The 22,703-nt window shown below is 62.2% G+C and carries 22 protein-coding genes; 12 read left to right on the top strand and 10 right to left on the bottom strand.

The features are described from left to right. Nucleotides 1–89: 89 nt before the first annotated feature. Nucleotides 90–479 (bottom strand): DUF3806 domain-containing protein, encoded by a 390-nt coding sequence (locus HMPREF0291_RS10435; RefSeq protein WP_005291296.1) that lies wholly within the window; start codon nucleotides 477–479, stop codon nucleotides 90–92. Between the two features lie 23 nt (nucleotides 480–502). On the opposite strand from HMPREF0291_RS10435, the gene HMPREF0291_RS10430 reads away from it, so the two are divergent. From HMPREF0291_RS10430 to HMPREF0291_RS10410, 5 genes are read left to right on the top strand one after another with little or no spacing between them, the layout of a single operon-like run. Next, entirely contained in the window at nucleotides 503–1,354 is an 852-nt protein-coding gene (locus HMPREF0291_RS10430) for a TatD family hydrolase (protein ID WP_005291294.1), read from the top strand. A 29-nt stretch (nucleotides 1,355–1,383) separates the two neighbouring features. Beyond that, nucleotides 1,384–2,526, top strand: a complete 1,143-nt coding sequence (locus tag HMPREF0291_RS10425) for a resuscitation-promoting factor (protein WP_005291293.1) — start codon at nucleotides 1,384–1,386, stop codon at nucleotides 2,524–2,526. A gap of 11 nt (nucleotides 2,527–2,537) precedes the next feature. Beyond that, nucleotides 2,538–3,389 carry a 16S rRNA (adenine(1518)-N(6)/adenine(1519)-N(6))-dimethyltransferase RsmA gene (gene rsmA, locus HMPREF0291_RS10420; RefSeq protein WP_040424612.1) on the top strand — a complete coding sequence of 284 codons (852 nt, stop codon included), beginning with the start codon at nucleotides 2,538–2,540 and terminating at the stop codon, nucleotides 3,387–3,389. Further along, nucleotides 3,389–4,339 carry a 4-(cytidine 5'-diphospho)-2-C-methyl-D-erythritol kinase gene (locus HMPREF0291_RS10415; protein ID WP_005291288.1) on the top strand — a complete coding sequence of 317 codons (951 nt, stop codon included), beginning with the start codon at nucleotides 3,389–3,391 and terminating at the stop codon, nucleotides 4,337–4,339. Before rsmA ends, HMPREF0291_RS10415 begins: the two co-directional genes overlap by 1 nt. Nucleotides 4,340–4,351: 12 nt before the next feature. Beyond that, nucleotides 4,352–6,154: an ABC-F family ATP-binding cassette domain-containing protein gene (locus tag HMPREF0291_RS10410; protein WP_005291287.1), complete on the top strand. Its 1,803-nt coding sequence runs from the start codon at nucleotides 4,352–4,354 to the stop codon at nucleotides 6,152–6,154. A gap of 30 nt (nucleotides 6,155–6,184) precedes the next feature. Here the strand turns inward: HMPREF0291_RS10410 and HMPREF0291_RS10405 are convergent, their stop codons facing one another. Beyond that, nucleotides 6,185–7,000 (bottom strand): TraB/GumN family protein, encoded by an 816-nt coding sequence (locus HMPREF0291_RS10405; RefSeq protein ID WP_005291285.1) that lies wholly within the window; start codon nucleotides 6,998–7,000, stop codon nucleotides 6,185–6,187. 104 nt (nucleotides 7,001–7,104) lie between these two features. Between HMPREF0291_RS10405 and HMPREF0291_RS12100 the strand changes: the two genes are divergently transcribed. Continuing rightward, entirely contained in the window at nucleotides 7,105–8,352 is a 1,248-nt protein-coding gene (locus HMPREF0291_RS12100; RefSeq protein WP_005291282.1) for an NRAMP family divalent metal transporter, read from the top strand. Next, entirely contained in the window at nucleotides 8,331–9,122 is a 792-nt protein-coding gene (locus HMPREF0291_RS10395; RefSeq protein WP_040424610.1) for a putative hydro-lyase, read from the top strand. Before HMPREF0291_RS12100 ends, HMPREF0291_RS10395 begins: the two co-directional genes overlap by 22 nt. 7 nt (nucleotides 9,123–9,129) lie before the next feature. Here HMPREF0291_RS10395 and HMPREF0291_RS10390 read toward each other — a convergent pair whose 3' ends face one another. From HMPREF0291_RS10390 to HMPREF0291_RS10380, 3 genes are read right to left on the bottom strand one after another with little or no spacing between them, the layout of a single operon-like run. Next, on the bottom strand, nucleotides 9,130–10,881 hold the full coding sequence (locus tag HMPREF0291_RS10390; protein ID WP_005291276.1) for an ATP-binding protein: 1,752 nt from the start codon (nucleotides 10,879–10,881) through the stop codon (nucleotides 9,130–9,132). A gap of 5 nt (nucleotides 10,882–10,886) precedes the next feature. Continuing rightward, a complete protein-coding gene (locus tag HMPREF0291_RS10385) occupies nucleotides 10,887–12,440 on the bottom strand; it encodes a 5-oxoprolinase subunit B/C family protein (RefSeq protein ID WP_005291275.1) in 1,554 nt (517 codons plus the stop codon). Beyond that, complete coding sequence (locus tag HMPREF0291_RS10380) at nucleotides 12,437–13,195, bottom strand: LamB/YcsF family protein (protein WP_005291273.1); 759 nt, start codon at nucleotides 13,193–13,195, stop codon at nucleotides 12,437–12,439. The genes HMPREF0291_RS10385 and HMPREF0291_RS10380 overlap by 4 nt, the downstream gene beginning before the upstream one ends. A 71-nt stretch (nucleotides 13,196–13,266) precedes the next feature. Here HMPREF0291_RS10380 and HMPREF0291_RS10375 point away from each other — a divergent pair, with 71 nt between their 5' ends. Continuing rightward, nucleotides 13,267–13,590, top strand: coding sequence for a putative quinol monooxygenase (locus HMPREF0291_RS10375; RefSeq protein WP_005291270.1), 324 nt, complete (start codon nucleotides 13,267–13,269; stop codon nucleotides 13,588–13,590). 78 nt (nucleotides 13,591–13,668) lie between these two features. Next, entirely contained in the window at nucleotides 13,669–14,541 is an 873-nt protein-coding gene (gene ppk2, locus HMPREF0291_RS10370; RefSeq protein WP_005291267.1) for a polyphosphate kinase 2, read from the top strand. Here ppk2 and HMPREF0291_RS10365 read toward each other — a convergent pair. Continuing rightward, nucleotides 14,538–15,095: a DNA-3-methyladenine glycosylase gene (locus tag HMPREF0291_RS10365; protein ID WP_005291264.1), complete on the bottom strand. Its 558-nt coding sequence runs from the start codon at nucleotides 15,093–15,095 to the stop codon at nucleotides 14,538–14,540. The genes ppk2 and HMPREF0291_RS10365 overlap by 4 nt on opposite strands. Nucleotides 15,096–15,098: 3 nt before the next feature. Beyond that, nucleotides 15,099–15,911: an HAD family hydrolase gene (locus HMPREF0291_RS10360; RefSeq protein WP_005291261.1), complete on the bottom strand. Its 813-nt coding sequence runs from the start codon at nucleotides 15,909–15,911 to the stop codon at nucleotides 15,099–15,101. Nucleotides 15,912–15,945: 34 nt separating this feature from the next. On the opposite strand from HMPREF0291_RS10360, the gene HMPREF0291_RS10355 reads away from it, so the two are divergent. The 3 genes from HMPREF0291_RS10355 to manA all read left to right on the top strand — a co-directional run bounded on the left by HMPREF0291_RS10355 (nucleotide 15,946) and on the right by manA (nucleotide 19,766). Further along, nucleotides 15,946–16,947 (top strand): 3-hydroxyisobutyryl-CoA hydrolase, encoded by a 1,002-nt coding sequence (locus tag HMPREF0291_RS10355; protein ID WP_005291256.1) that lies wholly within the window; start codon nucleotides 15,946–15,948, stop codon nucleotides 16,945–16,947. 72 nt (nucleotides 16,948–17,019) lie between these two features. Further along, on the top strand, nucleotides 17,020–18,492 hold the full coding sequence (locus HMPREF0291_RS10350) for a glyceraldehyde-3-phosphate dehydrogenase (RefSeq protein WP_005291253.1): 1,473 nt from the start codon (nucleotides 17,020–17,022) through the stop codon (nucleotides 18,490–18,492). Continuing rightward, on the top strand, nucleotides 18,492–19,766 hold the full coding sequence (manA, locus tag HMPREF0291_RS10345) for a mannose-6-phosphate isomerase, class I (protein WP_005291250.1): 1,275 nt from the start codon (nucleotides 18,492–18,494) through the stop codon (nucleotides 19,764–19,766). The genes HMPREF0291_RS10350 and manA overlap by 1 nt, the downstream gene beginning before the upstream one ends. A gap of 10 nt (nucleotides 19,767–19,776) precedes the next feature. On the opposite strand, the gene HMPREF0291_RS10340 is transcribed toward manA, so the two are convergent. The 3 genes from HMPREF0291_RS10340 to HMPREF0291_RS10330 form a co-directional block, all read right to left on the bottom strand. Then, the gene (locus tag HMPREF0291_RS10340) at nucleotides 19,777–20,112 is read right to left on the bottom strand and encodes a PLD nuclease N-terminal domain-containing protein (protein ID WP_005291246.1); all 336 of its coding nucleotides are present in this window, start codon (nucleotides 20,110–20,112) and stop codon (nucleotides 19,777–19,779) included. Between the two features lie 114 nt (nucleotides 20,113–20,226). Then, the gene (locus HMPREF0291_RS10335; RefSeq protein WP_005291244.1) at nucleotides 20,227–21,366 is read right to left on the bottom strand and encodes a glycosyltransferase family 4 protein; all 1,140 of its coding nucleotides are present in this window, start codon (nucleotides 21,364–21,366) and stop codon (nucleotides 20,227–20,229) included. Nucleotides 21,367–21,375: 9 nt separating this feature from the next. Continuing rightward, on the bottom strand, nucleotides 21,376–22,572 hold the full coding sequence (locus HMPREF0291_RS10330) for an NAD-dependent epimerase/dehydratase family protein (protein ID WP_005291242.1): 1,197 nt from the start codon (nucleotides 22,570–22,572) through the stop codon (nucleotides 21,376–21,378). Nucleotides 22,573–22,703: the final 131 nt, after the last annotated feature.

Below are 22,703 nucleotides of genomic sequence, written 5' to 3'. Positions count from 1 at the left end.
CGAGCTCGTCAACTTTTCCGCAAGCGGGCCGGGAGAGGGTCCATCCAGACCGGCCAGACCATCCAGACCGGCCAGACCCCCTTCCAGCCCTACTCGCCCAAGAACTGCGCGATGAACGCAGTCAGTTTCCCTGTTTCGTCATCTTCGAAGCGGGTATCCACCACGACGAGGGGCGCGGTGTACATGTCGCGGCTGGGGGAGGCGACGACGAGGTCGGTGCCGTAGTCGTCGTTAAGCATCTGCCATTGGAAACCGTGCTCGCGGATGAAGGCGTCGCCGAGCGCGGTGCCGAAGATGCGGGCGGTGTCGCCGCGCGGGTAGGCGCGCTGCAGGTCGGGGTCGAGTGCGAGGTATTCGCCGAGGGTTTCTTCGAAGCTGGCCACGATGTCGCTGATGGAGCCGTTGATTCCGGCGACCGCTGCTTCGGCGAGGTCGCGGTCGATGTGGGCGCGGGTGGCATCGTCGATGTCGGTGAACATGCCCCTAATATAGGCTCGGAGGTATGTCCAAGAAGAAACCGCGCCCTACGCCTGTGTCAGCCGAAGGAATCGCTGGGCTTATTGATGCCCACACGCACCTCGCCTCCTGCAATGCCCGCACCCGCGAGGAGGTCGACGCGATCGTTGAAAGGGCGGTCGACGCTGGTGTGGAGCGGATGTGCACCGTCGGTGACGGGTTGGAAGAAGCGGAGCTGGCTTTGCAGGCTGCCCACTTCAACGAGCGTGTGTTCGCGGCGTGCGCAATTCACCCGACGAGAGCGCATGAGCTTGACGACGCCGCGCGTGAACGGCTTTCAGAAATGGCCCGCGACGAGCGTTGCGTAGCGGTGGGGGAGACCGGTGTGGACACCTATTGGCTCAAGCATGACCCGGAGCGCACCGCCCCGCTCGAGGTGCAGGAGGAGGCGTTTCGTTGGCACATCCAGCTCGCGTGTGAGACGGGCAAGACCTTGATGATCCATAACCGCGAGGGCGACGACGACATGATGCGAATCCTCGCGGATGCGCCGCAGCCGAAGCACGTGATGCTGCACTGCTTCTCTTCACCTCTCGACGTGGCGCGGGAGGCGATCGAGCGCGGTTACGTTTTGTCGTTTGCCGGCAATGTCACGTTCAAGCGCAATGAGGAATTGCGTCAGGCTGCTGCCGAAGCACCGGTGGGGCAGGTGTTGATCGAGACCGATGCGCCGTACATGACGCCCGAGCCGTTCCGGGGCGCACGGAATGAACCGGCCCTGATTGGTCATACTGCGCGCGTTGTGGCTGAGTCTCGTGGGGTTGATGTGACTGAATTGGCGCATGAGGTCAGGAGCACTTTTGGCCGGCTGCTTCAACCTGCGAACTCGCTTGATTAACATGGGAAGTTATCGTATTGTTATCTTCCATGTCACGTCATCGTCGGATCAATAAGAACTCCACCACCCGTGCAGTGATCGCCTCTGGCGCTATCGGAGCTGTCGTCATTGGTGGTGCGACCACTGCTGCCGCAGCCCAGAAAACAATCACCGTTGACCTCAATGGAGAGGAGACGGAACTGAACACCTTCGCGGGCAGTGTTGACGGCGCGCTGGAGGCTGCCGGCGTGGATGTCGGAGACAAGGATCTGGTGCACCCGGCACCGGGCGAGTCGCTGTCCAACGGTGACACCGTGACGGTGCGTACCGCGAAGCCGGTGGGTGTGCGTATCGACGGCGGCCAGGTGCAGCAAGTCACCACCACGGCTGCGACGGTGAATGACTTCTTGGGTGAGATGCCCGGCGTTGCCGGCGGCTCCGCTCACGACTACTCCGCCGACCAGCGCGTCGAGGACGGCATGACGATCGACGTGACCTCCCCGAAGATCGTCTCCATTACTGACGGTGGCAAGACCACCTACACCTCCGCCCCAGCGCGTACTGTCGCCGAGCTGTTGGCGGCCCGCGGCGTGGTCATCGATTCTAACGACCGCGTCACTCCGAGCCTGAACACCCCGGTGACCGAGGATATGGCCGTCAAGATTGAGCGCGTGGACATCACCCAACGCACCGCCACCGAAGAGTTCGAGGCGGATCCGACGTACGTCGACGATGACAGCCTTGCACCGGGTGAAGAGAAGGTCCGCGAGAAGGGTGAGAAGGGCGAGCGCAAGGTCACCCGCCGCCTGGTCACCGTGAACGGCAAGGTCGAGTCCGATGACGTGCTCAAGCGCGAGGAGACCCGTAAGGCTCGCCCCGCTGTGATTGCCCGCGGCAAGCAGCAGGCAGGCGGCAACACTGGCGCGTCCGCACCGGCAGTCGCTGGCGGTTCCGTGTGGGACTCCATCGCACAGTGCGAGTCCGGCGGAAACTGGTCCATCAACACCGGTAACGGCTATTACGGTGGCCTGCAGTTCGCGGCGTCCACGTGGTCCGCTTATGGTGGCGGCCAGTACGCTCCGACGGCTGACCAGGCGACCCGCGAGCAGCAGATTGCCGTCGCTGAGAAGGTCCAGGCGGCTCAGGGGTGGGGCGCGTGGCCAGCGTGCACCGCATCGCTGGGTATCCGCTAGTCTCGGAGGGCATGACTACTTCCCAGCTGCTTGGCCCCGCGGAGATCCGCGCGTTGGCTGAGGAGCTCGAGGTCTCTCCGACGAAAAAGTTGGGGCAGAACTTCGTGCACGACCCGAACACGGTCCGTCGGATCGTTGCTGCCGCTGACCTGGAGGAGCCAGGCATTGCTGAGATGGTTCTCGAAGTCGGACCGGGTTTGGGCTCGCTCACGCTGGGGCTTATCGACGTTGCGAATCACGTCGTCGCCGTCGAAATCGATCCGCGGCTGGCAGCCAAATTGCCGGAAACTGCCGCCGAGCGTAGCGACGCGGATAAGCTCACCGTGCTCAACATGGATGCACTCATGGTGTCCTACGCCGACCTCGACCGGGAGCCGACGGCGCTGGTGGCAAACCTGCCGTACAACGTGGCGGTGCCCGTGCTCCTTCACCTGCTCGAGGAGTTCCCCAGCATCCGCCGCGTGCTGGTCATGGTCCAGCTTGAAGTCGCGGACCGTCTCGCGGCCGCTCCCGGTTCAAAAATTTATGGTGTGCCCAGCGTGAAGGCGTCCTTCTACGGGGATGTGCGCAAGGCGGGGACGATCGGCAAGAACGTCTTCTGGCCGGCGCCGAACATCGAATCGGGGCTCGTGCGCATTGATGTGAACGAGACATTTGACCGCTCGCTGCGGCCCAAGGTCTTTCCGCTTATCGACGCCGCATTTGCCCAGCGCCGCAAAACCCTCCGCGCGTGTTTGACCGGGGTCTATGGATCTGGCCCGGCTGCGGAAGAAGCCTTGCGGGCAGCGGGCATTGACCCGGGTCTACGCGGTGAGAAGCTCTCCGTGGAGGATTTTGTCCGGCTTGCGGAGGTGACTGACTAATGTCACCCGCAGTTCCACTGTTCACGGAATCGTTCTCGGGCCGTGCGCACGGGAAAGTGAACCTCCACCTTGGTGTGGGGGAAGCAAGGGCCGACGGGTACCACGAGTTGTCGACAGTGTTCATGGCCGTCGACAGGCCGGAGACGGTCACCTTGACGCCGGCGGAGGAGGCGTCGATAAGCACGACCTTTCATGTCGAAGAACCTGACGAGGATGTGGACACCCCGCGAAACCTGGCCTGGCGCGCGGTGGAGGCGCTGGCTGGCGCGGCCGGAGACACAGAGGGGGCTAATCTGCCGCCAGTGCGGATTGAGGTAGATAAGACCATCCCCGTCGCAGGCGGCATGGCCGGTGGCTCCGCCGATGCGGCTGCCGCGGTTGTCGCTGCTGAGGCCCTGTTGCTCCACTACGGGTACACAGTGGAGCCGGAAGATCGAGACAACGTATTGAAGGCCCTCGGGGCAGACGTGCCGTTTGCTGCGATGGGCGGCGTCGCGTTGGGCACGGACCGCGGGGACAGCCTCGTGCCGATGATGTGCCGCGGCTCCTACTGGTTTACTTTTCTCAACCCGAAGGTGGGGCTGTCGACTGGAAAGGTCTTCGAGAAGCTCGACGATCTACGCTTCACCTACGCTTCGATGGTCCCGCACATGGACACCGCACTCATTTCCCGGGCGCTGCTTTCTGGCGACCCTCACCAGGTCGGCGCGGCGATGCACAACGATCTTGAACCGGCGGCCCTGGCGTTGCGGCCGTCATTGCAGCAGATCATCCACGATGCCGAAGACGCCGGCGCAATCCGGGCAATGGTGTCTGGATCCGGCCCGACTATTGCCGCGCTGTGTGAGGATCAGGCGGTGGCGCTGCGCGTCGTCGATAAGCTCACGGCGCAAGGAAACATTGATGGTTTCGCCGCACAGGGTCCCGTCGGTGGTGCAGCTCTTCTCTAGAATGGCCACATCATGGCTAACCTGATCAACCTGGAAAATGTGTCCAAGACGTGGGGGCTGAAAACGCTCTTGGATGGAGTCTCTCTCGGCGTGCAAACAGGCGACCGCATCGGCGTTGTCGGTCTCAATGGCGGCGGAAAGACCACGCTGCTGGAGGTGCTCACCGGCATCGAGCCGCCAGATGAGGGGCGCGTGTCCCACACGAACGATCTGCGGATGGCGGTGGTGACGCAGCGTTTCGATCTGCCAGATGAGATGACCGTTGGCCAGGCAGTTGTGGAGCCGCTTGGATTGGAGGTCTTCGAGTGGGCGTCGAATGCGAAGGTCCGCGAGGTGCTTGCCGGCACCGGTGTGGCTGAGCTCGGGTTGGACACACCCGTGGGGCAGTTGTCGGGTGGTGAGCGCCGACGCGTGAACCTTGCCGCTGCGCTCGTGCGTGATCTCGATCTGGTTGTGCTCGATGAGCCGACAAACCACCTCGATGTGGAAGGCGTGCAGTGGCTCGCTGACCATTTGATGAAGCGCAAACTCGCCATCGTGGTGGTCACGCACGACCGCTGGTTCCTGGACACGGTGGCCACCCTGACCTGGGAAGTCCATGACGGCAAGGTGGATGTGTACGAGGGCGGCTACAACGACTGGACCTTCGCCCGTGCTGAGCGTGCACGTCAGGCCGACGCGATTGAGCAGCGTCGCCAGAATCTCGCCCGCAAAGAGCTCGCGTGGTTGCGCCGCGGTGCGCCGGCGCGCACGTCGAAGCCGCGCTACCGCATCGAGGCGGCGGAAGCACTCATTGCGGACGTTCCTGCCCCGCGCGACACGGTCGAGCTCATGGCGTTTTCCAAGCAGCGCCAGGGGCGCGTTGTGATCGAGCTGGAGGACGCACGTATTGACGCTCCGGACGGGCGAACCCTTGTGGACCATCTCACGTGGCGTCTCGCGCCGGGGGAGAGGATCGGTCTCGTCGGCGTGAACGGATCCGGCAAGACGACGCTGCTGCGCGCGTTGGCAGACGATTACCCCCTCGCTGCAGGCCGCCGCGTTGAAGGCCAGACGACCCGTATTGGATGGCTACGCCAAGAGCTCGACGACCTCGACCCGACCCGCCGGGTTATCGACGCCGTCGAAGACGTGGCCACCTACATCACCCTGGGCAAAAAGGAGCTATCTGCCTCCCAGCTGGCGGAACGCCTCGGGTTCTCGCCCAAACGTCAACGCACCCCCGTCGGGGATCTCTCCGGTGGAGAGCGCCGTCGCCTGCAACTGACGCGTGTGCTCATGAGCGAACCGAACGTGCTGCTTCTCGACGAGCCAACCAACGACCTCGACATCGACACCCTCCAGGAACTCGAGGACCTGCTCGACTCGTGGCCGGGGACGCTCGTGGTGATCTCCCACGACCGCTACCTCATCGAGCGCATCGCTGATGTCACGTACGCCCTTTTCGGCGACGGGGACTTGACCAACTTGCCGGGTGGGATTGAGCAGTACCTGGAGCGCAGAAAAGCAATGGAACAGGACTCGGGCGTGCTCAACCTGGGGCAGAACGGGCCGAAGGCTGCGGAGAAGCCGGCTGGCGTCTCACCGCAAGAACGCCGCGAGCTGTCGAAGAAGATGAAGTCGCTCGACCGCAAGATGGAGAAGCTCGACGAGCAGGTGGCCGCGTTGGAGGCGCAGATCACGGCGATGTCGCAGGAGGATGCCCCGGATTTCGAGGCCATCGGAGCCAAGACGGGTGAAGTCGCAGAACTGCGCGGACAGCGTGAAGAACTCGAGCTCGAGTGGCTTGAGCTGGGAGAAATGCTCGAGGGCTAAAGCTCTCAACGTTGTCGAGAACGCGCTGACTTAGCGTCGCTCGACGGGCAGCTCGACCTTTCGCACTGTCCATCCCTCGCGCGACAGGCCCGCCAACACGCCGTGGTCGAGAGGTAGGTGGGCAGCGCCGACGAGAACCAACCCCTCTTTGTCGCGCAGCACGTGATCCAGCTTGCTGGCCAGAGTACGATTGCGCTCAACCATGGCGGGCGAGTTCAGGTCCTTGTCCCGAACCAGTAGCAAGTTTTGCTCTACATAACGCTCAAACATGTCGAATGCGTCGTCCGCGTAGTACTCGTCTAACGCTTCCGCGAGGTCCTCGTTTTCGTGCATGTGTGCAAACTGCTCTTCAACACGTTCAAGGGATTCAACCGGAATCTCTTCCTTCATTGCAACGTCGACGAAGTGAGTTTCAGGCTCGAACGTGCTCTGGTCGAAAAGCTCTGAGCGCAGCTGGGTTTCCACTCTGACCAGCTGCGCAAGTGAACCAACGGGTAAGTGCTCAAGGTGATCTTTCATTGGTGAAAGTCGCGGGGACGCGTTCAACACATTCCGAAGCCGCTCTAAGTCCTCCGGGGAAAGGGTTTCGGATGCAGTTTTCTGGCTCATCTCAGTTTCGCTGCCGAGTTGTTCGAGCCCCTGCTCCCGCAGATCATCAAGGTCGTGGGGGTTGATCTCAACGAACAGTGCCTCTTTGCTCTTGAGGATCTGTTCGAGCTCGCTCACCGGCAACGCGATCTTCGTGTCGTCGATGACGTGGAGGGTTCCGAAGAGAAAGGATTCTTTTCCCTCCGGTGACCTGAGCGACCAGAAGAGAGAATCAGCGAACGGTGTGGATGAGCTCATGAGATTGAGGGTAGCGGACCCCGATTCCCGGCATTCGGGTCCGCAAGGGTAGGTTCACGCCTTAAACTAATCGCAAAATTTTCTCCCTAGGAAAGGAGGGCCCGATGACTACTCAGGACGGCTCCACCAAGGCAGAGGTTGAGACCTCTAATAACGGAAAAGTGGAGGCGCCCAAGGGCGTCGGCTCCGTTATCGGCGCTGTGTTCCTCATGGCGACCAGCTCGATCGGCCCGGGCTTTCTCACCCAGACCAGTGTGTTCACCGTCCGGTTGGGCGCTGCTTTCGCGTTCGCGATTCTCATCTCCATTCTCGTGGATATCGCGATCCAGCTGAATGTGTGGCGCGTGCTCGGTATCTCGGGGCTGCGTGCTAACGAGCTCGGCAACTCGGTGATTCCTGGGCTGGGATGGGTGATGTCGTTACTGGTCTTCGCAGGCGGCATGATCTTCAATATCGGCAACATCGCCGGTGCAGGGCTGGGAATGAATGCCATGCTCGGCCTTGACCCGAAGATCGGCGGCGGGATCTCAGCGGTGATCGCCGTATTGATCTTCCTGTCCAAACGCGCAGGTGTTGCGCTGGACCGCATTGTTGTGGGCCTCGGCGCGATCATGATCCTGCTCATGCTGTACGTCGCTATTGTCTCCCAGCCGCCCGTCGGAGATGCGTTGAAGCAGACGGTCCTCCCCGAGCAAGTGGACTTTGCAGTCATCGTCACGCTAATCGGCGGCTCGGTCGGCGGCTACATCACCTTCGCCGGTGTCCACCGCATCATTGATTCGGGCCAGACCGGTGTGGAGAATATCAAGAATATTTCGAATGCATCTGTGCTGGGCATCGTGGTGATCGGCATCATGCGTGTGCTTCTCTTCCTCGCGGTGCTCGGCGTGGTTGCTACCGGCGTGGTGCTATCCAAGGACAATACGGCCGCCGATGCTTTCTACCAGGCCGCCGGAGAGTTCGGGCTTCGTGCCTTCGGTCTGGTGCTGTGGGCGGCGGGCCTGTCGTCGGTGATCGGTGCGTCCTACACTTCGCTGACATTCGTGACCACGCAGAAGACAGATGTGAAGCTGCGCAACTGGCTCACGGTGGCGTTCATCGTGGTATGCACGATCCTGTTCCTCCTCCTTGGCACTGCGCCGCAGAAACTGCTCATCTTCGCTGGTGCCTTCAACGGGCTTATCCTGCCGATCGGTTTTGCCGTGGTCATGTGGGCCGCGCTGTTCCGCAAGGATCTACTCAAGGGATACAACTACCCGGTGTGGATGAAGGTCATAGGAGTGATTGTGCTCGCAGGAACCTTCTGCATGGGCTTCCGCTCACTCTCCGGATTGGCAGCACTGTGGGCGTAGAAAAGGATCCCGCCCGCGCGCGGGACTACTTCCGCACCCACGACGTGGGCACCACCGCGGGGTGGGCGCCCGGCTACGCGCAGGCGAACCTTATTGCGGTTGACCAGAAGTACGCTTTCGACTTCTTGCTGTTCGCTCAGCGCAACCCGAAGCCGTGCCCGGTGCTCGGCGTTCTCGAGGCAGGCCAACTTAATTCCGAGCTCATGGCCGGCGGCGACATTCGCAAGGATATTCCGGCGTACAGGATCTACAAGCACGGTGTGCTTATCGACGAAATCACCGACGCCACCGGCTACTGGACCGACTCCACGGTGGCATTTCTCATCGGCTGCTCATTCACATTCGAAGACGCCCTCATTGCCGAGGGAATTCCAGTCGCGCATATTGAGCAGGGGCGCAATGTGCCCATGTACCTAACCACCCTCGAGACGGAGCCAGCTGGGGTCTTCGGCGGGCCGATGGTGGTGTCTATGCGCCCGATCCCTGTTAACCGCGTCGCGGACGCTGTGCGGGTCACTTCGCGCTATCCAGCGGTGCATGGTGCGCCGATCCATGTCGGCGACCCGGCGGCGATCGGCATTAAGGATCTTGGGGCACCCGATTTCGGTGACCCCGTGGACATCCCCGCCGGCACTATCCCAGTGTTCTGGGGTTGCGGCGTGACTCCGCAGTCCGTCGTGATGAGTTCCAAGCCGGAGCTGGCCATCTGCCATGCCCCGGGCAAGATGCTCATCACTGATATTCCGGACCGGTCCTACCAGGTTCCGTAAAGAGGGCTTAGGCGATCGTTGCGATCGTCGTTCCCGCCTTCACACGGTCCTTCTCCGACGCGGAGAGCGAGATCGTGCCGGCGGTCGGGGATTTGATGGTGGATTCCATCTTCATGGCCTCGACGGTGGCCAGCGGCTGATCCTTTTCCACGGTGTCGCCGTCGCTGACCATCCACTTCACGATGGTCGACTCGTACTTCACCGTCACAGCCCCTTCACCGCCGCTACCAGCAGTATTCTCCGCGGCGGAAGAAGGTGACTCGCCAGTGACGCCGCCGCGGAGCAAGCTGCGGGGGAAGCCGATCTGGTGCAGGCGCCCGTCGATTTCGATGACGACGGTCTCCCGCTCGTCGTAAATGTGCTCGATATCGGCCGTTTCGTGGTTGGCGCTGGGGGAGTAATTGCCGTCCACCCAGTCGGTGTAGATATCCAGAGAATCGCCGTTGAGCTCCGGAGTATCCACCATGTCGCGGTGGAACGGCAACACTGTGCGCACTCCCTCAATGGTGAATTCCTTCAGGGCTTGGCGGGAGCGCGCCAGAGCCGCGTCGCGGTTCGGGCCGGTGACAATCAGCTTGGCCATCAGCGAGTCGTAGTAGGCGGGGATCTCACTGCCTGTCCGCACCCCAGAGTCGACGCGAATGCCGGGGCCGGTGGGGACGTCGAAACGCGTGACGGAGCCCGGCGCAGGTGCGAAACCGTTGGTGACGTCCTCGGCGTTGATGCGGAACTCGAAGGCGTGCGTGGTGATCTCCGGGTCCCCACCGAAGGACAGCTCCTGGCCGTCAGCGATGCGGAACTGCTCAGCGATGATGTCCACGCCCGTGACCACCTCTGTGACGGGATGCTCCACCTGCACGCGGGTGTTCACCTCCAGGAATGACACGGTGCCATCTTCGGAAACGATATATTCGACGGTTCCGGCACCCACGTAGTTCGCTGCGCGACAGATCTCGCGGGCACCGTCCTCGATGCCGGCGCGCTGCTCGTCGGTGAGGAAGGGTGCGGGGGCTTCCTCGATGAGTTTCTGGAACCGGCGTTGCGTCGAGCAGTCTCGGGTTCCTAGCACTGCGACGTTGCCGTGGGTGTCGGCAAGCACCTGAGCTTCAACGTGGCGCGGGTGGGTGAGAAACTTCTCCACGTAGCATTCCGCACGGCCGAAAGCTTCCTTGGCTTCGCGGCCGGCAGATGCGAAAGCGTCCTCGATGTCAGCCTCGTCGTGGACGACCTTCAAACCGCGTCCACCACCACCGTAAGCGGCCTTAATCGCAATCGGCATGCCGTGTTCTTCCGCGAAGGCGCGGGCCTCCTCCCAGTCGCCGATCGGATCTTCGGTGCCAGGGGCCAGCGGCGCTCCAACCTCCACGGCGACGCGGCGGGCGGCGATCTTGTCACCGAGCAGCTCGATCGACTCGGGAGTGGGGCCAATCCAAGTCAGGCCAGCGTCAACAACTGCACGGGCGAAGTCAGAGTTCTCCGACAGGAAGCCGTAACCGGGGTGGATGCAGTCTGCTCCAACTTTATGCGCCAGGGAGATCAGTGCCGGGACGTTCATGTACGTCTCGGAAGCGCTATTGCCGGGCAGGCGGTAGGCCTCGTCGGCAACGAGCGTGTGCAGCGCGCCGGTGTCAGCGTCGGAATAGACCGCGATGGATCGGATGCCCAGGTCGCGCGCCGCGCGGGCGATGCGGACCGCGATCTCCCCACGGTTGGCAATGAGCACCGCTTTCAAGGATGTCTGAGGTGCAGGAGTGGTCATGGTAGTTAATCTCTTTCGCTGTATCGTTCGAAGCGGATGGTGGAGCCAGGGGAAAGTTGCGCGGCAATGTCGACGTCTTCACTGATCACGGTGGCAATGACGGGATAGCCACCGGTCACTGCGTGGTCACGCAGGAACACGACGGGCTGGCCGCTGGGCGGGATTTGCACGCTGCCGGCCACCATGCCTTCTGAGGGAAGTTCGCCACTGCGATCACGCTGCAGCGGTTCGTCTGTTTCTAGGCGCACGCCGACGCGGTTGGATTCGCCGGTCACCGTGAAAGTCGTGTCAAAGAAACGCTCGACTTCATCTGTGCTGAACCAGTCATCGCGCGGGCCGAGCACGCAGCGCACGGTCGCGGTGTCAGCGGTGACGCGCAGTGGGTTGGACAACAGGGCGTTCGCAGTGTCCGGCTTCTTCAGCGACACGGAAACGGTGTCGCCAGCCTGGATCGGTGCGGGGCCGAGCCCGGAGAGCAGGTCGGTCGCGGCGGAATCCAACTCGGTATCGGCGATGAGCCCGCCGCGCACAGCGATATAAGAGCGCATGCCCACCCGGGGTGGGGCGACAACGAGCTGCGCACCGGCCGGCACAATGATCGGGGTGGCGAGTGGGAACGACCTCTGGCCCACGAACACGTCGGTGTCGGCACCGGTGACGCACACGACGGTTTCCGTCAGTGCCGTCATAGTCAGCCCGCCGATGTTTTCCAGGAGAGTCGCGTTGCGCTTGTTGCCCACCACGTCGTTCGCGATGCGCGCGGACGCACGGTCCGACGATCCGGACGTGGTCACGCCGAGGCTGCCGTTGCCTTGCCTGCCCAGGTCCTGGTAGAGCGTCTGCAGTCCAGCGTCGTCCACAGTGAACAGCGGCATGCGTGGGGGAGTGTCCAGCTCGAAGTGGCTGGTCTCTTGCTCGTGCGCAAGCTTTTCGACGCTGACATAGCGCACCGTATCCCCAGGGCTGACCAACGCCGGAGGCTTAGCGGTGGAGTCCCACATCGGTGTCGTGGTCGTGCCGATGAGCTGCCACCCGCCTGGTGAGGTGCGCGGGTAAACGGCGGAGAAGTCACCAGCCAATGCGACGGCGCCGGCTGGGACCTCAGTACGGGGGGATGAGCGGCGTGGCACGTCGAGTGCGTCTGCCTCGTTTTCAGGGACGCAGTAGGTGAATCCGGGAGCGAATCCGCCAAACCCGGCCTTCCACACGGTGGACGTGTGCCATTCGATGAGTTCGTCGCGGGTCTTGCCCAGGTGTTCAGCTAGTTCGTCGAGGTCTGCGCCGTCGTAGCAAACCTCAATTTCGATCTCGCGGGATTCCTTGCTTCCTGCCGCCTCGGGTTCGAAGTCGCGGAGGAATTCGGCTGCTGCTGTAGCCGCTGAGGTGGAATCAAAGGTGACCAGCACGGTGCGGGCGCCGGCGATGACGTCGGTTTGGCGCTCGAGAGGCTCGGTGCTTAAGGCCGCGTAGAGATCCATGACCTGTTCGAGGCTGTCTAGGTCGACCATGAGTCCGCGCGTGCCCACGCGCTTGATGTCGCGTTTGATGGTGCCGCTCACAGGAAGCTCCTGATCTCAATGCCTTCGTCCTGCAGCTTCGCCACAACGCTGCGGGTCAACTCAACAGAGCCGGGGGAGTCGCCGTGCACGCACACCGATTCCGCAGCAACGTCGACGATACTGCCGTCGATGGCAGTGACGGCACCGGTTGAGGCGACCTGCAACACGCGCTCAGCCACCTGTTGGGCGTCCGTCATCACAGCGTTCGGTTCGCGGCGGGAGACCAAAGTGCCGTCCGGGTTGTACCCGCGGTCCGCGAAGGCTTCACGGATCACCCGCAGGCCAGCCTTTTCTGCGATGTCCACCGCGGCGCCGCCAGGCAGAAGCATGACTGGGAGATCCCCAAAGGCTTTGATGCCGTCGATCACGGCTTGGGCGTGCTTGTCGTGGTGAACGATGGTGTTGTACAGCGCACCGTGCGGCTTGACGTAACGGACCTCCAATCCCTGCGCACGGGCCAGTGCGTCAAGAGCGCCAATTTGGTACAAAGTCTCGTCAGCCAGCTCGGCTGGGTCGTAGTCGATGAAACGACGTCCGAAACCGGCCGGGTCCTTGTAGGCGATGTGGGCGCCGACGGTCACGTTGCTTCTTTTCGCGTCGACAAGCGTCCCTTTAATGGAATGCGGATCACCCGCGTGGAAACCTGTAGCCACGTTGGCGCTGGAGACCATCTCCAGCATGGCTGCGTCGTCGGCGACGGGGTTACCCGCCGTCGTCTCGCCAAGGTCGGCGTTGAGGTCGATGTGCTCGCTCACGGTGCACCACGCTTTCCAGTTCGTCGAAAGTAGTTCTTCCCAGTGTAGTGAGCCGCTCTACACTGGGACTCATGATCCTCATCAATGTCCGTTTCAAGCCCTTGCCCGAAAACACCGAGAACTTCCGCGAACTGGTCGCCGACTTCACTGATGCGTCCCGCAACGAGGCCGGATGCCTGTTCTTCGAGTGGTACCGCAACACCGACCAGCCTGGCGAGTACATCCTCGTCGAGGCGTTCCAGGACGATGCCGCCGAGGCCCACGTCACCTCTGACCACTTCAAGGCCGCACAGGAGCTGTTCCCGAAGATTTTGGAGGAGACCCCGGAGATCATCAACACCCTGATCGAAGGCAAGACCGAGTGGGACGAGATGGCTGAGTTCAAGGTGAACTAGCTGGGGGAATCACCCCGCCGCCTGCCGGGGCGACCCCGCTTGTCAGGTATCTCACAGCCGGGACTACGGTGAAAGCCCATGAGTTCCGACATCAATTCCGAAGCCCGAGATTCCAAAGCAGAGGAATACACTAAGCCCCCGAAGCTGTCGAAGAAGGCTTATGAGAAAGAGCTGCTGCGGCTCCAGGCCGAGCTGGTGAAGTTGCAGCAGTGGGTCGTTGCCACGGGTGCCCGTATCGTCATCGTGATGGAGGGTCGCGACGCCGCTGGCAAGGGCTCGGCGATCAAGCGCATTACCCAGTACCTCAACCCGCGGGTGTGCCGCATTGAGGCATTGCCTAAGCCGACGGAGCGCGAGCAGACGCAGTGGTACTTCCAGCGCTACATTGAGCGCCTGCCTGCGGCTGGGGAGATCGTCATCTTTGACCGCTCCTGGTACAACCGCGCCGGTGTTGAGCGCGTGATGGGCTTCTGCACGACGGACGAGTACCGCCGTTTCCTCCACCAGGCGCCGATCTTTGAACGCCTGCTGGTCGAGGACGGGATCTTGCTGCGCAAGTACTGGTTCTCTGTCTCCGATGAAGAGCAGATTGCGCGTTTCCAGTCCCGCCGCGAAGACCCGTTGCGCCAGTGGAAGCTGTCACCGATGGATCTGGAATCCATCACGAAGTGGGAGGAGTACTCCCGCGCGAAAGACGAGATGTTCGTCCACACCGACATCCCAGAGGCGCCGTGGAACACGGTGGAGAGCGAAGATAAGAAGCGCTCGCGCATCAACGTCATCTCGCATCTGCTGGCCTCGATCCCGTACGAGGACGTTGCACTCGACCTCCCTGAGATCCCGGAGCGGCCCGCCTCCAGCAACTATGAGCGGCCACCGCGCGAGGAGTTCCGTTACGTCCCCGATGTCGCTGCCGACTTGGAGCGCAACAAAAAGGGCAAGAAGAACTAGCGCTTCTTTCCCCGGAACTTGCTCACGGTCCGGTCGCCGGGGATCCAGAAACGGTAGGGGGCGTCAACGTTTTTGCTGATGCCCACCCGCGGCCCAGACTCCCACTCTGGTTCTTCATCGCGTTCGGTCAGCTGGACGGGGGTGCCGTTGTCGGGCAGGGACAGCCCCAGCGCCTGCCCCAAATTTCCGGGTCCGCGCGCAAGGTTCTCGTCGACGACAATATTGCCTTTCGCTTGTCGACGTTCCCGCGCCACGTCGACCCCCTCTACAACCTCACCACCACGCATGAGGCATCCCTGGCCCGTGCCTTCCGGAGCGCAGACAATGTTGCCGTTCAAGTGGATGCCGTAGGAGAGGTAGACGTAGAGCCGGCCCGGCTCGCCGAACATGGCAGCATTACGCTGCGTCTTTCCGCGGTAGGTGTGTGCGGCCTCATCCTCCTCGCCGAGGTAAGCCTCCACCTCTGTCAGCCGGATTGTCACGCCGTTGTGGGTGATCAGGCAGCCGAGCAACTGTGGGCCGACAACGTCAGCGGGTGCGGTGAAATCGATCATTTTCTAGGCGTTGGCCTCCAGCCACCTACGGATTGCTTTGAGAGCACCGTGCTCCGCATTGGTGCCGGTGATCTCGTCGGCGATGGCTTTCAGGTCGCTGTGCGCGTTTCCCATCGCCACGGCGGTGCCAGCAGCTTCGAGCATGGACGTGTCGTTCAGATAGTCACCGATGGCGGCAGTGTCGGCGATGTCGACATCCAGCGATTCCGCGAGTGACGTCAGCGCGGCACCCTTGTTGGCATCGTCGGACATGATGTCCAGCCAGTGCTCGGAGCTGACCGCCGCGTTCACACCGGGGGCTGCTTTCTCAATCAGGGGCACGCCGTCGTCTTCGGCATTGGACTCCACGAACAGGGACACTTTGGTGGTGGGGTTGGAGTCGGTCCGTGCAGCGTCGATAAGCGAACCAACCGCACGCTGCGACACGTAGTACTTGTCCGTCTCCTCCTGTACCCACTGCGGCATGGCCTCGGCAACGTAGGCGTACTCGGGCATGCACACGACGGGGTGAATGGCGGTGTTGCTCTCGCGGACAGCGTCGAGGATCGAAGTGACGGTGTCCAGGGACATCGGCTTGGTAGAGACGATCTCTCCGCGGTGCCACACGACGGCGCCGTTTTCGGCGATGAACGTCTCCAGTCCGCGGCCGTCGAACATTGTCTGCAGTGTGGCCAGCTGGCGGCCCGATGTGGGGGCGATGATCATCCCAGCGTCCTGGGCACGCCCCAGCAGCGGCCAGAATTCGTCGGGAATGTTGCCGTCCGGGTCGACGAGCGTGCCGTCCATGTCCAAAGCAACGATGCGGGGAAAGCTCATAGCAGTCCTTTGTAGGGTATGGAACACTGGTTTCATGAGTGAAAGCAACGAAAATGCGACGCAACCAGTGAAAATCGATGTGGTTCAGTCTACCGGAGTGGTCACGCTCGACCGGCCGAAGGCGCTGAACTCGCTGAACCCGGACATTCTCTACCCGATCATCGAAGCGTTGCACGCCTGGCGCGAGGACGACGCGATTGAGCAAGTGCTGGTTCAATCGAGCGGCAAGCACTTCTGTGCGGGCGGCGATGTGCGGTACGCGCGCGAGCAGATCATGGCCGGCAACCACGACGGCGTCGACGAGTTCTTCCGCCGCGAATACGAGATGAACTACCTCATCTCCGAGTTTCCAAAGCCGTATATCTCACTCATCTCCGGAGTGGTCATGGGTGGCGGTTTGGGCCTGTCTGCACACGGCAGCCACTTCGTGGTCACGCCCGACGCATTCGCTTCGATGCCGGAGATGAACATCGGCTACTTCACCGACGTGGGCATGAGCTGGACGCTGCAGAACCTGCCGAAGCACCCGTCGCAAGGCTTGGGCACGTTCGTCGCGCTTACGGGGTACCGCCTGAAAGCGAATGACATGATGGCCACGGGCCTAGCCACGCACCTCGTTGAATCGCTCGATGGTGTCGCGGAGCGCGTGATCAACGAGGGGGTTGGTGCACTCGACGCGATGGGCATGGAGCACGGCGAAGCGGAGATCGAGAGCATGTATTCGCTTGTCGACGGCACTTTCGCCGGCCCCTGGTCTCACATCCGTGAGCAGCTGACTGGTGAGCTCGGCGAGCTGGCCAACCCGCTGCTGAAGCAGGCCTCACCGGCATCATTGGTCGCCTCGGCGGAGCTGATGGATGCCAACGCCAAGCACGATCTGAAGGGCAGTCTCGACAACGAAGAGAGGTTGGGGTTGAAGATCCGCCGCGAGCCGGATTTCCTCGAAGGAGTACGCGCTGTGCTGGTGGATAAGTCCAACGATGCGGACTTCGCCCCGGAGCCAGGGCCGGAGCGGTACAGGAAAGTACTAGACTAAGTCACTTAGTGGCCTGTGAGCAGGCCAGCTGAAGCACTAACGCATGTAGAGAATGTAAGGAAGGACGCAGACGTGACGGAAGCCGCAGGGCAGCCCCAGAACCTGACCGAGGACTGGAACAACAAGCTGAAGCTCGCCCAGGAAATGCTGCCGCTGATCAGTAAGCTCCACCGCGAGAACAACGCTGTGACATCGATCTACGGCCGCATTCTGGTGGGAATGACAGACATTGAGATCATCAAGGCCCACCGCTACGCCCGCCGCGTGGTCGCCCGCGAGCTTCCGCTGGACGCGACCCTGCCGATTATGCGTGAGCTGTCCACGATGGACCTGGGCACTGCGTCCATCGATCTAGGCCGTCTGGCCAAGAACTACAGCCGCACCGAGGGTGTGGAGCTGCGCACCTTCCTCGAGGAAGAGCTGGCGGAAGTCATCGGTGCTGACAGCCACCGCGTCCCGCGTGACGTGGTCCTCTATGGCTTTGGTCGCATTGGCCGCCTGCTCGCCCGCATCCTTATCGCGCGTGAGGCCCAGTACGGCGGCGTGCGCCTGCGTGCTGTTGTGGTGCGCAAGAAGGGCGAGGACGACATCGTCAAGCGCGCGTCCCTGCTGCGTCGCGATTCCGTCCACGGCGCGTTCAACGGCACGATCACCGTCGATCGTGAGAACGAGATCATCTGGGCTAACGGCACCCCAATCCAGATGATTTACTCCGATGATCCGGGTGCGATCGACTACACCGCCTACGGCATCAACGACGCGATCGTCGTGGACAACACCGGCCGCTGGCGCGACCGTGCTGGCCTGTCCCGCCACCTGGATTCCAAGGGTGTCGCCCGCGCGCTGCTCACCGCGCCGGGCAAGGGCGACGTGAAGAACATTGTCTACGGCGTGAACCACGACATGATCGACGATTCCGAGCAGGACCGTGTGCTGTCCGCCGCGTCGTGCACCACTAATGCGATCACACCAGTGCTCAAGGTCGTTGGTGACCGCTGGGGGGTCAAGCACGGTCACGTTGAGACCGTCCACTCCTACACCAATGACCAGAACCTGGCTGACAACTTCCACAAGGGTGCCCGTCGCGGCCGCGCCGCCGGCCTGAACATGGTGCTCACCGAGACCGGTGCAGCCAAGGCCGTGTCCAAGGCGCTGCCGGAGTTTGAGGGCAAGCTCACCGGTAACGCTATTCGCGTTCCCACCCCGGATGTGTCCATGGCTGTGCTCAACCTCGATCTGGATTCCGAGGTGAACAAGGACGACGTGAACAACTACCTGCGTCGCGTGTCCACTGACTCGGACCTGCGCCAGCAGATCGACTACATCCAGTCCCCGGACATTGTGTCCACCGACTTCGTGGGCACCACCCACGCCGGCATTGTGGACGGGTTGGCCACCATCGCCACCGGCAACCACTTGGTGCTCTACGTGTGGTACGACAACGAGTTCGGCTACTCCAACCAGGTTGTGCGCATCGTCGAGGAGATCGCGGGTGTTCGCCCGAAGATCTTGCCGGAGCGCAAGGATCCGCAGGACATCCGCTAGTGCTCAAACTGACAGGGCAGCTGCAACATTATCCCTGGGGCGATGACTCCAGCATTGCTTCGCTGCAGAACCGCGAACCTTCAGGCAAACCGGAAGCCGAGCTATGGTTCGGTGCGCACCCGAGCGCGCCGTCTTTGACCGATGCCGGCCCGCTCGATGCTGTCATCGCCGCCGACCCCGCGGGGATTCTCGGCCCGCAGTGCGCGGAGACTTTCTCCGGCACGTTGCCGTACCTCGTGAAGATTCTCGCGGCCGCGCAGCCCCTGTCCATTCAGGCGCACCCGTCCATTGCGCAGGCGCGGGAGGGTTTCGCACGGGAGAACGCCGCCGGCATCCCTGTGGACGCGCCCGCACGTAACTACAAGGATGACAACCACAAGCCGGAGATCCTCATTGCGCTGTCTCCGTTCCGTGCGCTTGCAGGATTCCGCCCGGTGGCCAAAACCCGGGTGCTTATCGACGTTCTTGCGCTCCCGGCGCTTAACCCCGCCCAAGAGGTTCTCGCCGACGAAACGATGAGCGAGGAACAACGCCTGCACACGGTGCTGGAGGGGTGGCTGTCGTTGGATGACCCTGCCCCGTTGGCCACCGCTGTCGTTCAGCGGGCGCAAGCCCTCGCTGACGGTGAGACGGATGAGGCGGAACTGATCACCATCGCCCGGAACCTGGAGTTCATTGGGGAGCGGTTCCCCGGCGATGTGGGCATCCTCGCCGCGCTCTTGCTCAACCACGTCGAGCTGGACACAGGTGACGGGCTTTTCTTGCCGGCCGGTAACCTACACGCCTACATCAGCGGCCTCGGTGTGGAAGTGATGGCCAACTCCGACAATGTGCTGCGCGGCGGATTGACCAGCAAGCACATCGATCAGGCAGAACTGCTGAGCATTCTGGAGTTCACGCCGCTGGAGGACCCCACCTTCCACGGCAAGGCCACAGAAACGCTCAGCCTGTACACGCGCAACTTCGACGTTGGCATCCCGGATTTCCGGGTCACCCGCTACTTCGACGAAACTGATGACGAAGAAGAAAACGGCACAATGGTCCGCATTGACGGTGGGGAACCGACCATCATCCTGGTGGTGGAAGGCACCCTGACCATTGCGACTGAGACTTCCTCGCCGCTGGAGTTAGCCCCGGGGGAAGCCGTCTTCGTCGGTGCAGACGAAGGCCTCATTCACGTGGAGACCACCCCAGGGTCTGGTGCCCGGTTCTTCGAAATTGCACCTGGAGAAATAACGAAAGCCGGGTCAATCGACCCGGCCGAGTTCGACTAGCAGCCAGCTACTAGTACTGGTAGCCGCCCGGAGCGCTCGGTCCGCCCGGTGCAGTCTGGGTGACGTCGTTAGCCCGCCACTTGTCTTTGTTCCGGCGGCCCCACAGCAGCCAAACCAGCGCGGCGAAGATGCCAGCGAAGAGAAGGGCGACCAACCAGATGATCCTCGAGGTGCTATCCATCGGCTTGGTGCGGGCGAAGTCAATGACCGCCCAGAGCCACACGATGAAGGAGATCAGGCTGGCGATTCCTAAACCGATGAGCAAGCCTTCGGGGATGACCACGTCGGTGGTGGTGCCGTACTCGCTGTAGGTCTGGGCGAAAAGGTGGACAGATTCGTTGAACATGAGAGGGAGGATTTCCTTTCGGGAAAGTGAACGTCTCGTACAGCGACATCATCAACTGATGTCCTGATCCTTAGACTTTGCATAGAAGCGTAAGGTTACACGTCGAGAGAAAAATTATTTGGCGTGCCCGCTGATGCACTGCTCGTAGTACTCGACCAGTTTTTCTGTGGCCGCGCGCCACGACCACCGCTGCGCCTCTTCGCGGGCGAGGGTTCCCATGGTGTGGCGGCGAGGGGCGTCAATAAGCAACTGCGCGAACGCGTCCGCCCATTGCGCGGCTGAGGCCTCTTTATCCACGAGCAGGCCCGTCTCGCCGTCGTCGATGACGAACGGGATGCCGCCCGCGCGGGCGCCGACGACCGGGACACCAGACGCGAATGACTCCAGCGCGACGAGGCCGAGAGTTTCGGTCAGCGAGGGGAACGCGAACACGTCCGCCGACGCGAATGCTTGCGCGAGCGGTTCGCCCGACATGTAGCCGGTGAAGTGGGTGAACTCGGGGTTGAAGGCCTTCTTCATCTGCTCGTACAGCGGGCCTTCGCCGACCATGGCCAAGCGCGCGCCGGGGATCTTGTCGCGCAGCAGCGGCATGACATCGTTGAGGATGGTCAGATTCTTCTCCGCCGACATGCGCCCGACGTAGAGCAGTAGGGGAGCCTCCGGATTGCCGTCAGTGAGACGCGCCCGCATCTGCTCCGAGTACTTGTCCGGGTGGTAACCGACGGTGTCGACAGCCTTCGGCCACAGCGCCACCTTCTTGAAGCCGTAGCCTGCGGCAGTGTCCATCATGGGGCCGGAGGTGACCAGGTTCATTCCCGCGAGATTGTGCCAGTTCTTGATCAGCCAGATCGACTGCTTATGCACGAAGCCAATGCCCAGATCCTTCGTGTAGGCGGGCACATCCGTGTGGAAGGACGCCAAGAGAGGGATCTTCTGGCGGCGGGCCACAACGGCGGCGTATCCGGCGTACGCGACGGGGTTGACGATGTGCACGATGTCCGGGTCGAACTCTTTGAGGCGCTTGGATATCCGCGGCATCGGCAGACCGACTTTGATCTCCGGGTAAATCCAGTGGAAGGAAATGCTGGGCACAGTCTCCACAGGGAAGCCCGCGTAGGTGTCAGGGGCGTCGCCGGTGGCGAAGATGACTACGTCATGTCCCATTTCCGCCAACTGGTCCACGGTGCGAATGATGCGGGTGACCACACCGTCGATTTTGGGGAGGAAGACCTCCGTGAAGATGGCAATGCGCATGAGGTCGAGCTAGCGCTCGGTCTCCGGCACACCCTCAGCCTGGTTCCCGGTCCACAGGGAGCGGGCGGGGATCTTGGAGCGGTCCACGCGGTCGGCGTAGCGCTTCGCTACCTCTTCCACCTCCTGCAGCAGGCCTTCAGCGAGCTTTGTGGGCTCGAGGCCGAGGCTTAAGAAGGTGTCGTTGGAGACAAAGAGATCGTTCTCGTCGGCCTCCTTGCGCGGGTTGGGCACGAGCGCGTACTCCGTGCCGGAGATGTCGGCGATGAGCTTGGCCAGGTCGCGGACGCGGTGAGTCTCCGTCATCTGGTTGAAGATCTTCACGCGCTCGCCGTTCTCCGGCGGGTTTTCCACCGCGAGCTGGATGCACTTTGCCATGTCGCGGATGTGGATGAACGCGCGGGTCTGGCCGCCGGTGCCGTGCACAGTCAGCGGGTAGCCGATGGCTGCCTGCATGAGGAAGCGGTTGAGCACGGTGCCGTAGTCTCCGTCGTAGTCGAAGCGGTTGATCAGGCGCTCGTCGCGCTCCGTCTGCGGGGTGTGGGTGCCCCAGATGATGCCCTGGTGCAGGTCGGTGATGCGCAGTTCGTCGTTCTTGGCGTAGTACGCGAACAGGTTCTGGTCCAGCACCTTGGTCAGGTGGTACACCGAGCCCGGGTTGGAGGGGTAGAGGATCTGCTGGTCGATCATGCCGTTTTCACCGACGTCGACCTTGATGTCTAGGTAACCCTCCGGGATCTCCATTCCAGCGGTGCCGTAGCCGTACACACCCATGGTTCCCAGGTGGACGATGTGGATGTTCAGGCCAGACTCCACCACCGCCACGAGCAGGTTGTGGGTGGCGTTGACGTTGTTGTCCACGGTGTAACGCTTCGTGCGGTTGTTCTTCATCGAGTACGGTGCGGCGCGCTGCTCGGCGAAGTGGATGATGGTGTCCGGGCGTTCCTCTTCTATGAATCGCTTGAGCGATTCATAGTCTTGGGCGACGTCGATGTTGCGGAACTCGATCGTCTTGCCAGAAACCTCTTTCCACGCTTCCAGACGCTCCTCGATGGGCACGATCGGGGTGAGCGACTGAGCGCCGAGCTCTTCGTCGATGGCACGGCGGGAAAGGTTGTCCACGATGGTGACGTCGTGCCCGAGATCCGAAAGGTGCAGGGAGGAGGGCCACCCGCAGAATCCGTCTCCGCCGAGAACTGCAATCTTCATCGTGTTGTTTCACCTTTCAAGTCGCATGCACAGGTCGCGCGCGTGAACTTTCATGCGCGCAAGCTTCTAGGTCACGTTACCTGCCCGGCTCTACCGGCGCGCGGTATGCAGAGTGAACGTTAGATGACATG

The organism is Corynebacterium genitalium ATCC 33030, assembly GCF_000143825.1.
Classification (GTDB): Bacteria; Actinomycetota; Actinomycetes; order Mycobacteriales; family Mycobacteriaceae; genus Corynebacterium; species Corynebacterium genitalium.
The sequence above is the reverse complement of the archived record's forward strand: the minus strand, read 5'-3'. Positions and strand labels throughout refer to the sequence as shown.

Coding starts and splice junctions, on each gene's coding strand:
- HMPREF0291_RS12100 (WP_005291282.1), top strand. CDS start 7,105: ATGACTACTCAGGACGGCTCCACCAAGGCAGAGGTTGAGACCTCTAAT.
- HMPREF0291_RS10410 (WP_005291287.1), top strand. CDS start 4,352: ATGGCTAACCTGATCAACCTGGAAAATGTGTCCAAGACGTGGGGGCTG.
- HMPREF0291_RS10435 (WP_005291296.1), bottom strand. CDS start 479: ATGTTCACCGACATCGACGATGCCACCCGCGCCCACATCGACCGCGAC.
- HMPREF0291_RS10405 (WP_005291285.1), bottom strand. CDS start 7,000: ATGAGCTCATCCACACCGTTCGCTGATTCTCTCTTCTGGTCGCTCAGG.
- HMPREF0291_RS10430 (WP_005291294.1), top strand. CDS start 503: ATGTCCAAGAAGAAACCGCGCCCTACGCCTGTGTCAGCCGAAGGAATC.
- HMPREF0291_RS10335 (WP_005291244.1), bottom strand. CDS start 21,366: ATGCGCATTGCCATCTTCACGGAGGTCTTCCTCCCCAAAATCGACGGT.
- HMPREF0291_RS10390 (WP_005291276.1), bottom strand. CDS start 10,881: ATGACCACTCCTGCACCTCAGACATCCTTGAAAGCGGTGCTCATTGCC.
- rsmA (WP_040424612.1), top strand. CDS start 2,538: ATGACTACTTCCCAGCTGCTTGGCCCCGCGGAGATCCGCGCGTTGGCT.
- ppk2 (WP_005291267.1), top strand. CDS start 13,669: ATGAGTTCCGACATCAATTCCGAAGCCCGAGATTCCAAAGCAGAGGAA.
- HMPREF0291_RS10425 (WP_005291293.1), top strand. CDS start 1,384: ATGTCACGTCATCGTCGGATCAATAAGAACTCCACCACCCGTGCAGTG.
- HMPREF0291_RS10355 (WP_005291256.1), top strand. CDS start 15,946: ATGAGTGAAAGCAACGAAAATGCGACGCAACCAGTGAAAATCGATGTG.
- HMPREF0291_RS10415 (WP_005291288.1), top strand. CDS start 3,389: ATGTCACCCGCAGTTCCACTGTTCACGGAATCGTTCTCGGGCCGTGCG.
- HMPREF0291_RS10375 (WP_005291270.1), top strand. CDS start 13,267: ATGATCCTCATCAATGTCCGTTTCAAGCCCTTGCCCGAAAACACCGAG.
- HMPREF0291_RS10365 (WP_005291264.1), bottom strand. CDS start 15,095: ATGATCGATTTCACCGCACCCGCTGACGTTGTCGGCCCACAGTTGCTC.
- HMPREF0291_RS10330 (WP_005291242.1), bottom strand. CDS start 22,572: ATGAAGATTGCAGTTCTCGGCGGAGACGGATTCTGCGGGTGGCCCTCC.
- HMPREF0291_RS10360 (WP_005291261.1), bottom strand. CDS start 15,911: ATGAGCTTTCCCCGCATCGTTGCTTTGGACATGGACGGCACGCTCGTC.
- HMPREF0291_RS10340 (WP_005291246.1), bottom strand. CDS start 20,112: ATGTTCAACGAATCTGTCCACCTTTTCGCCCAGACCTACAGCGAGTAC.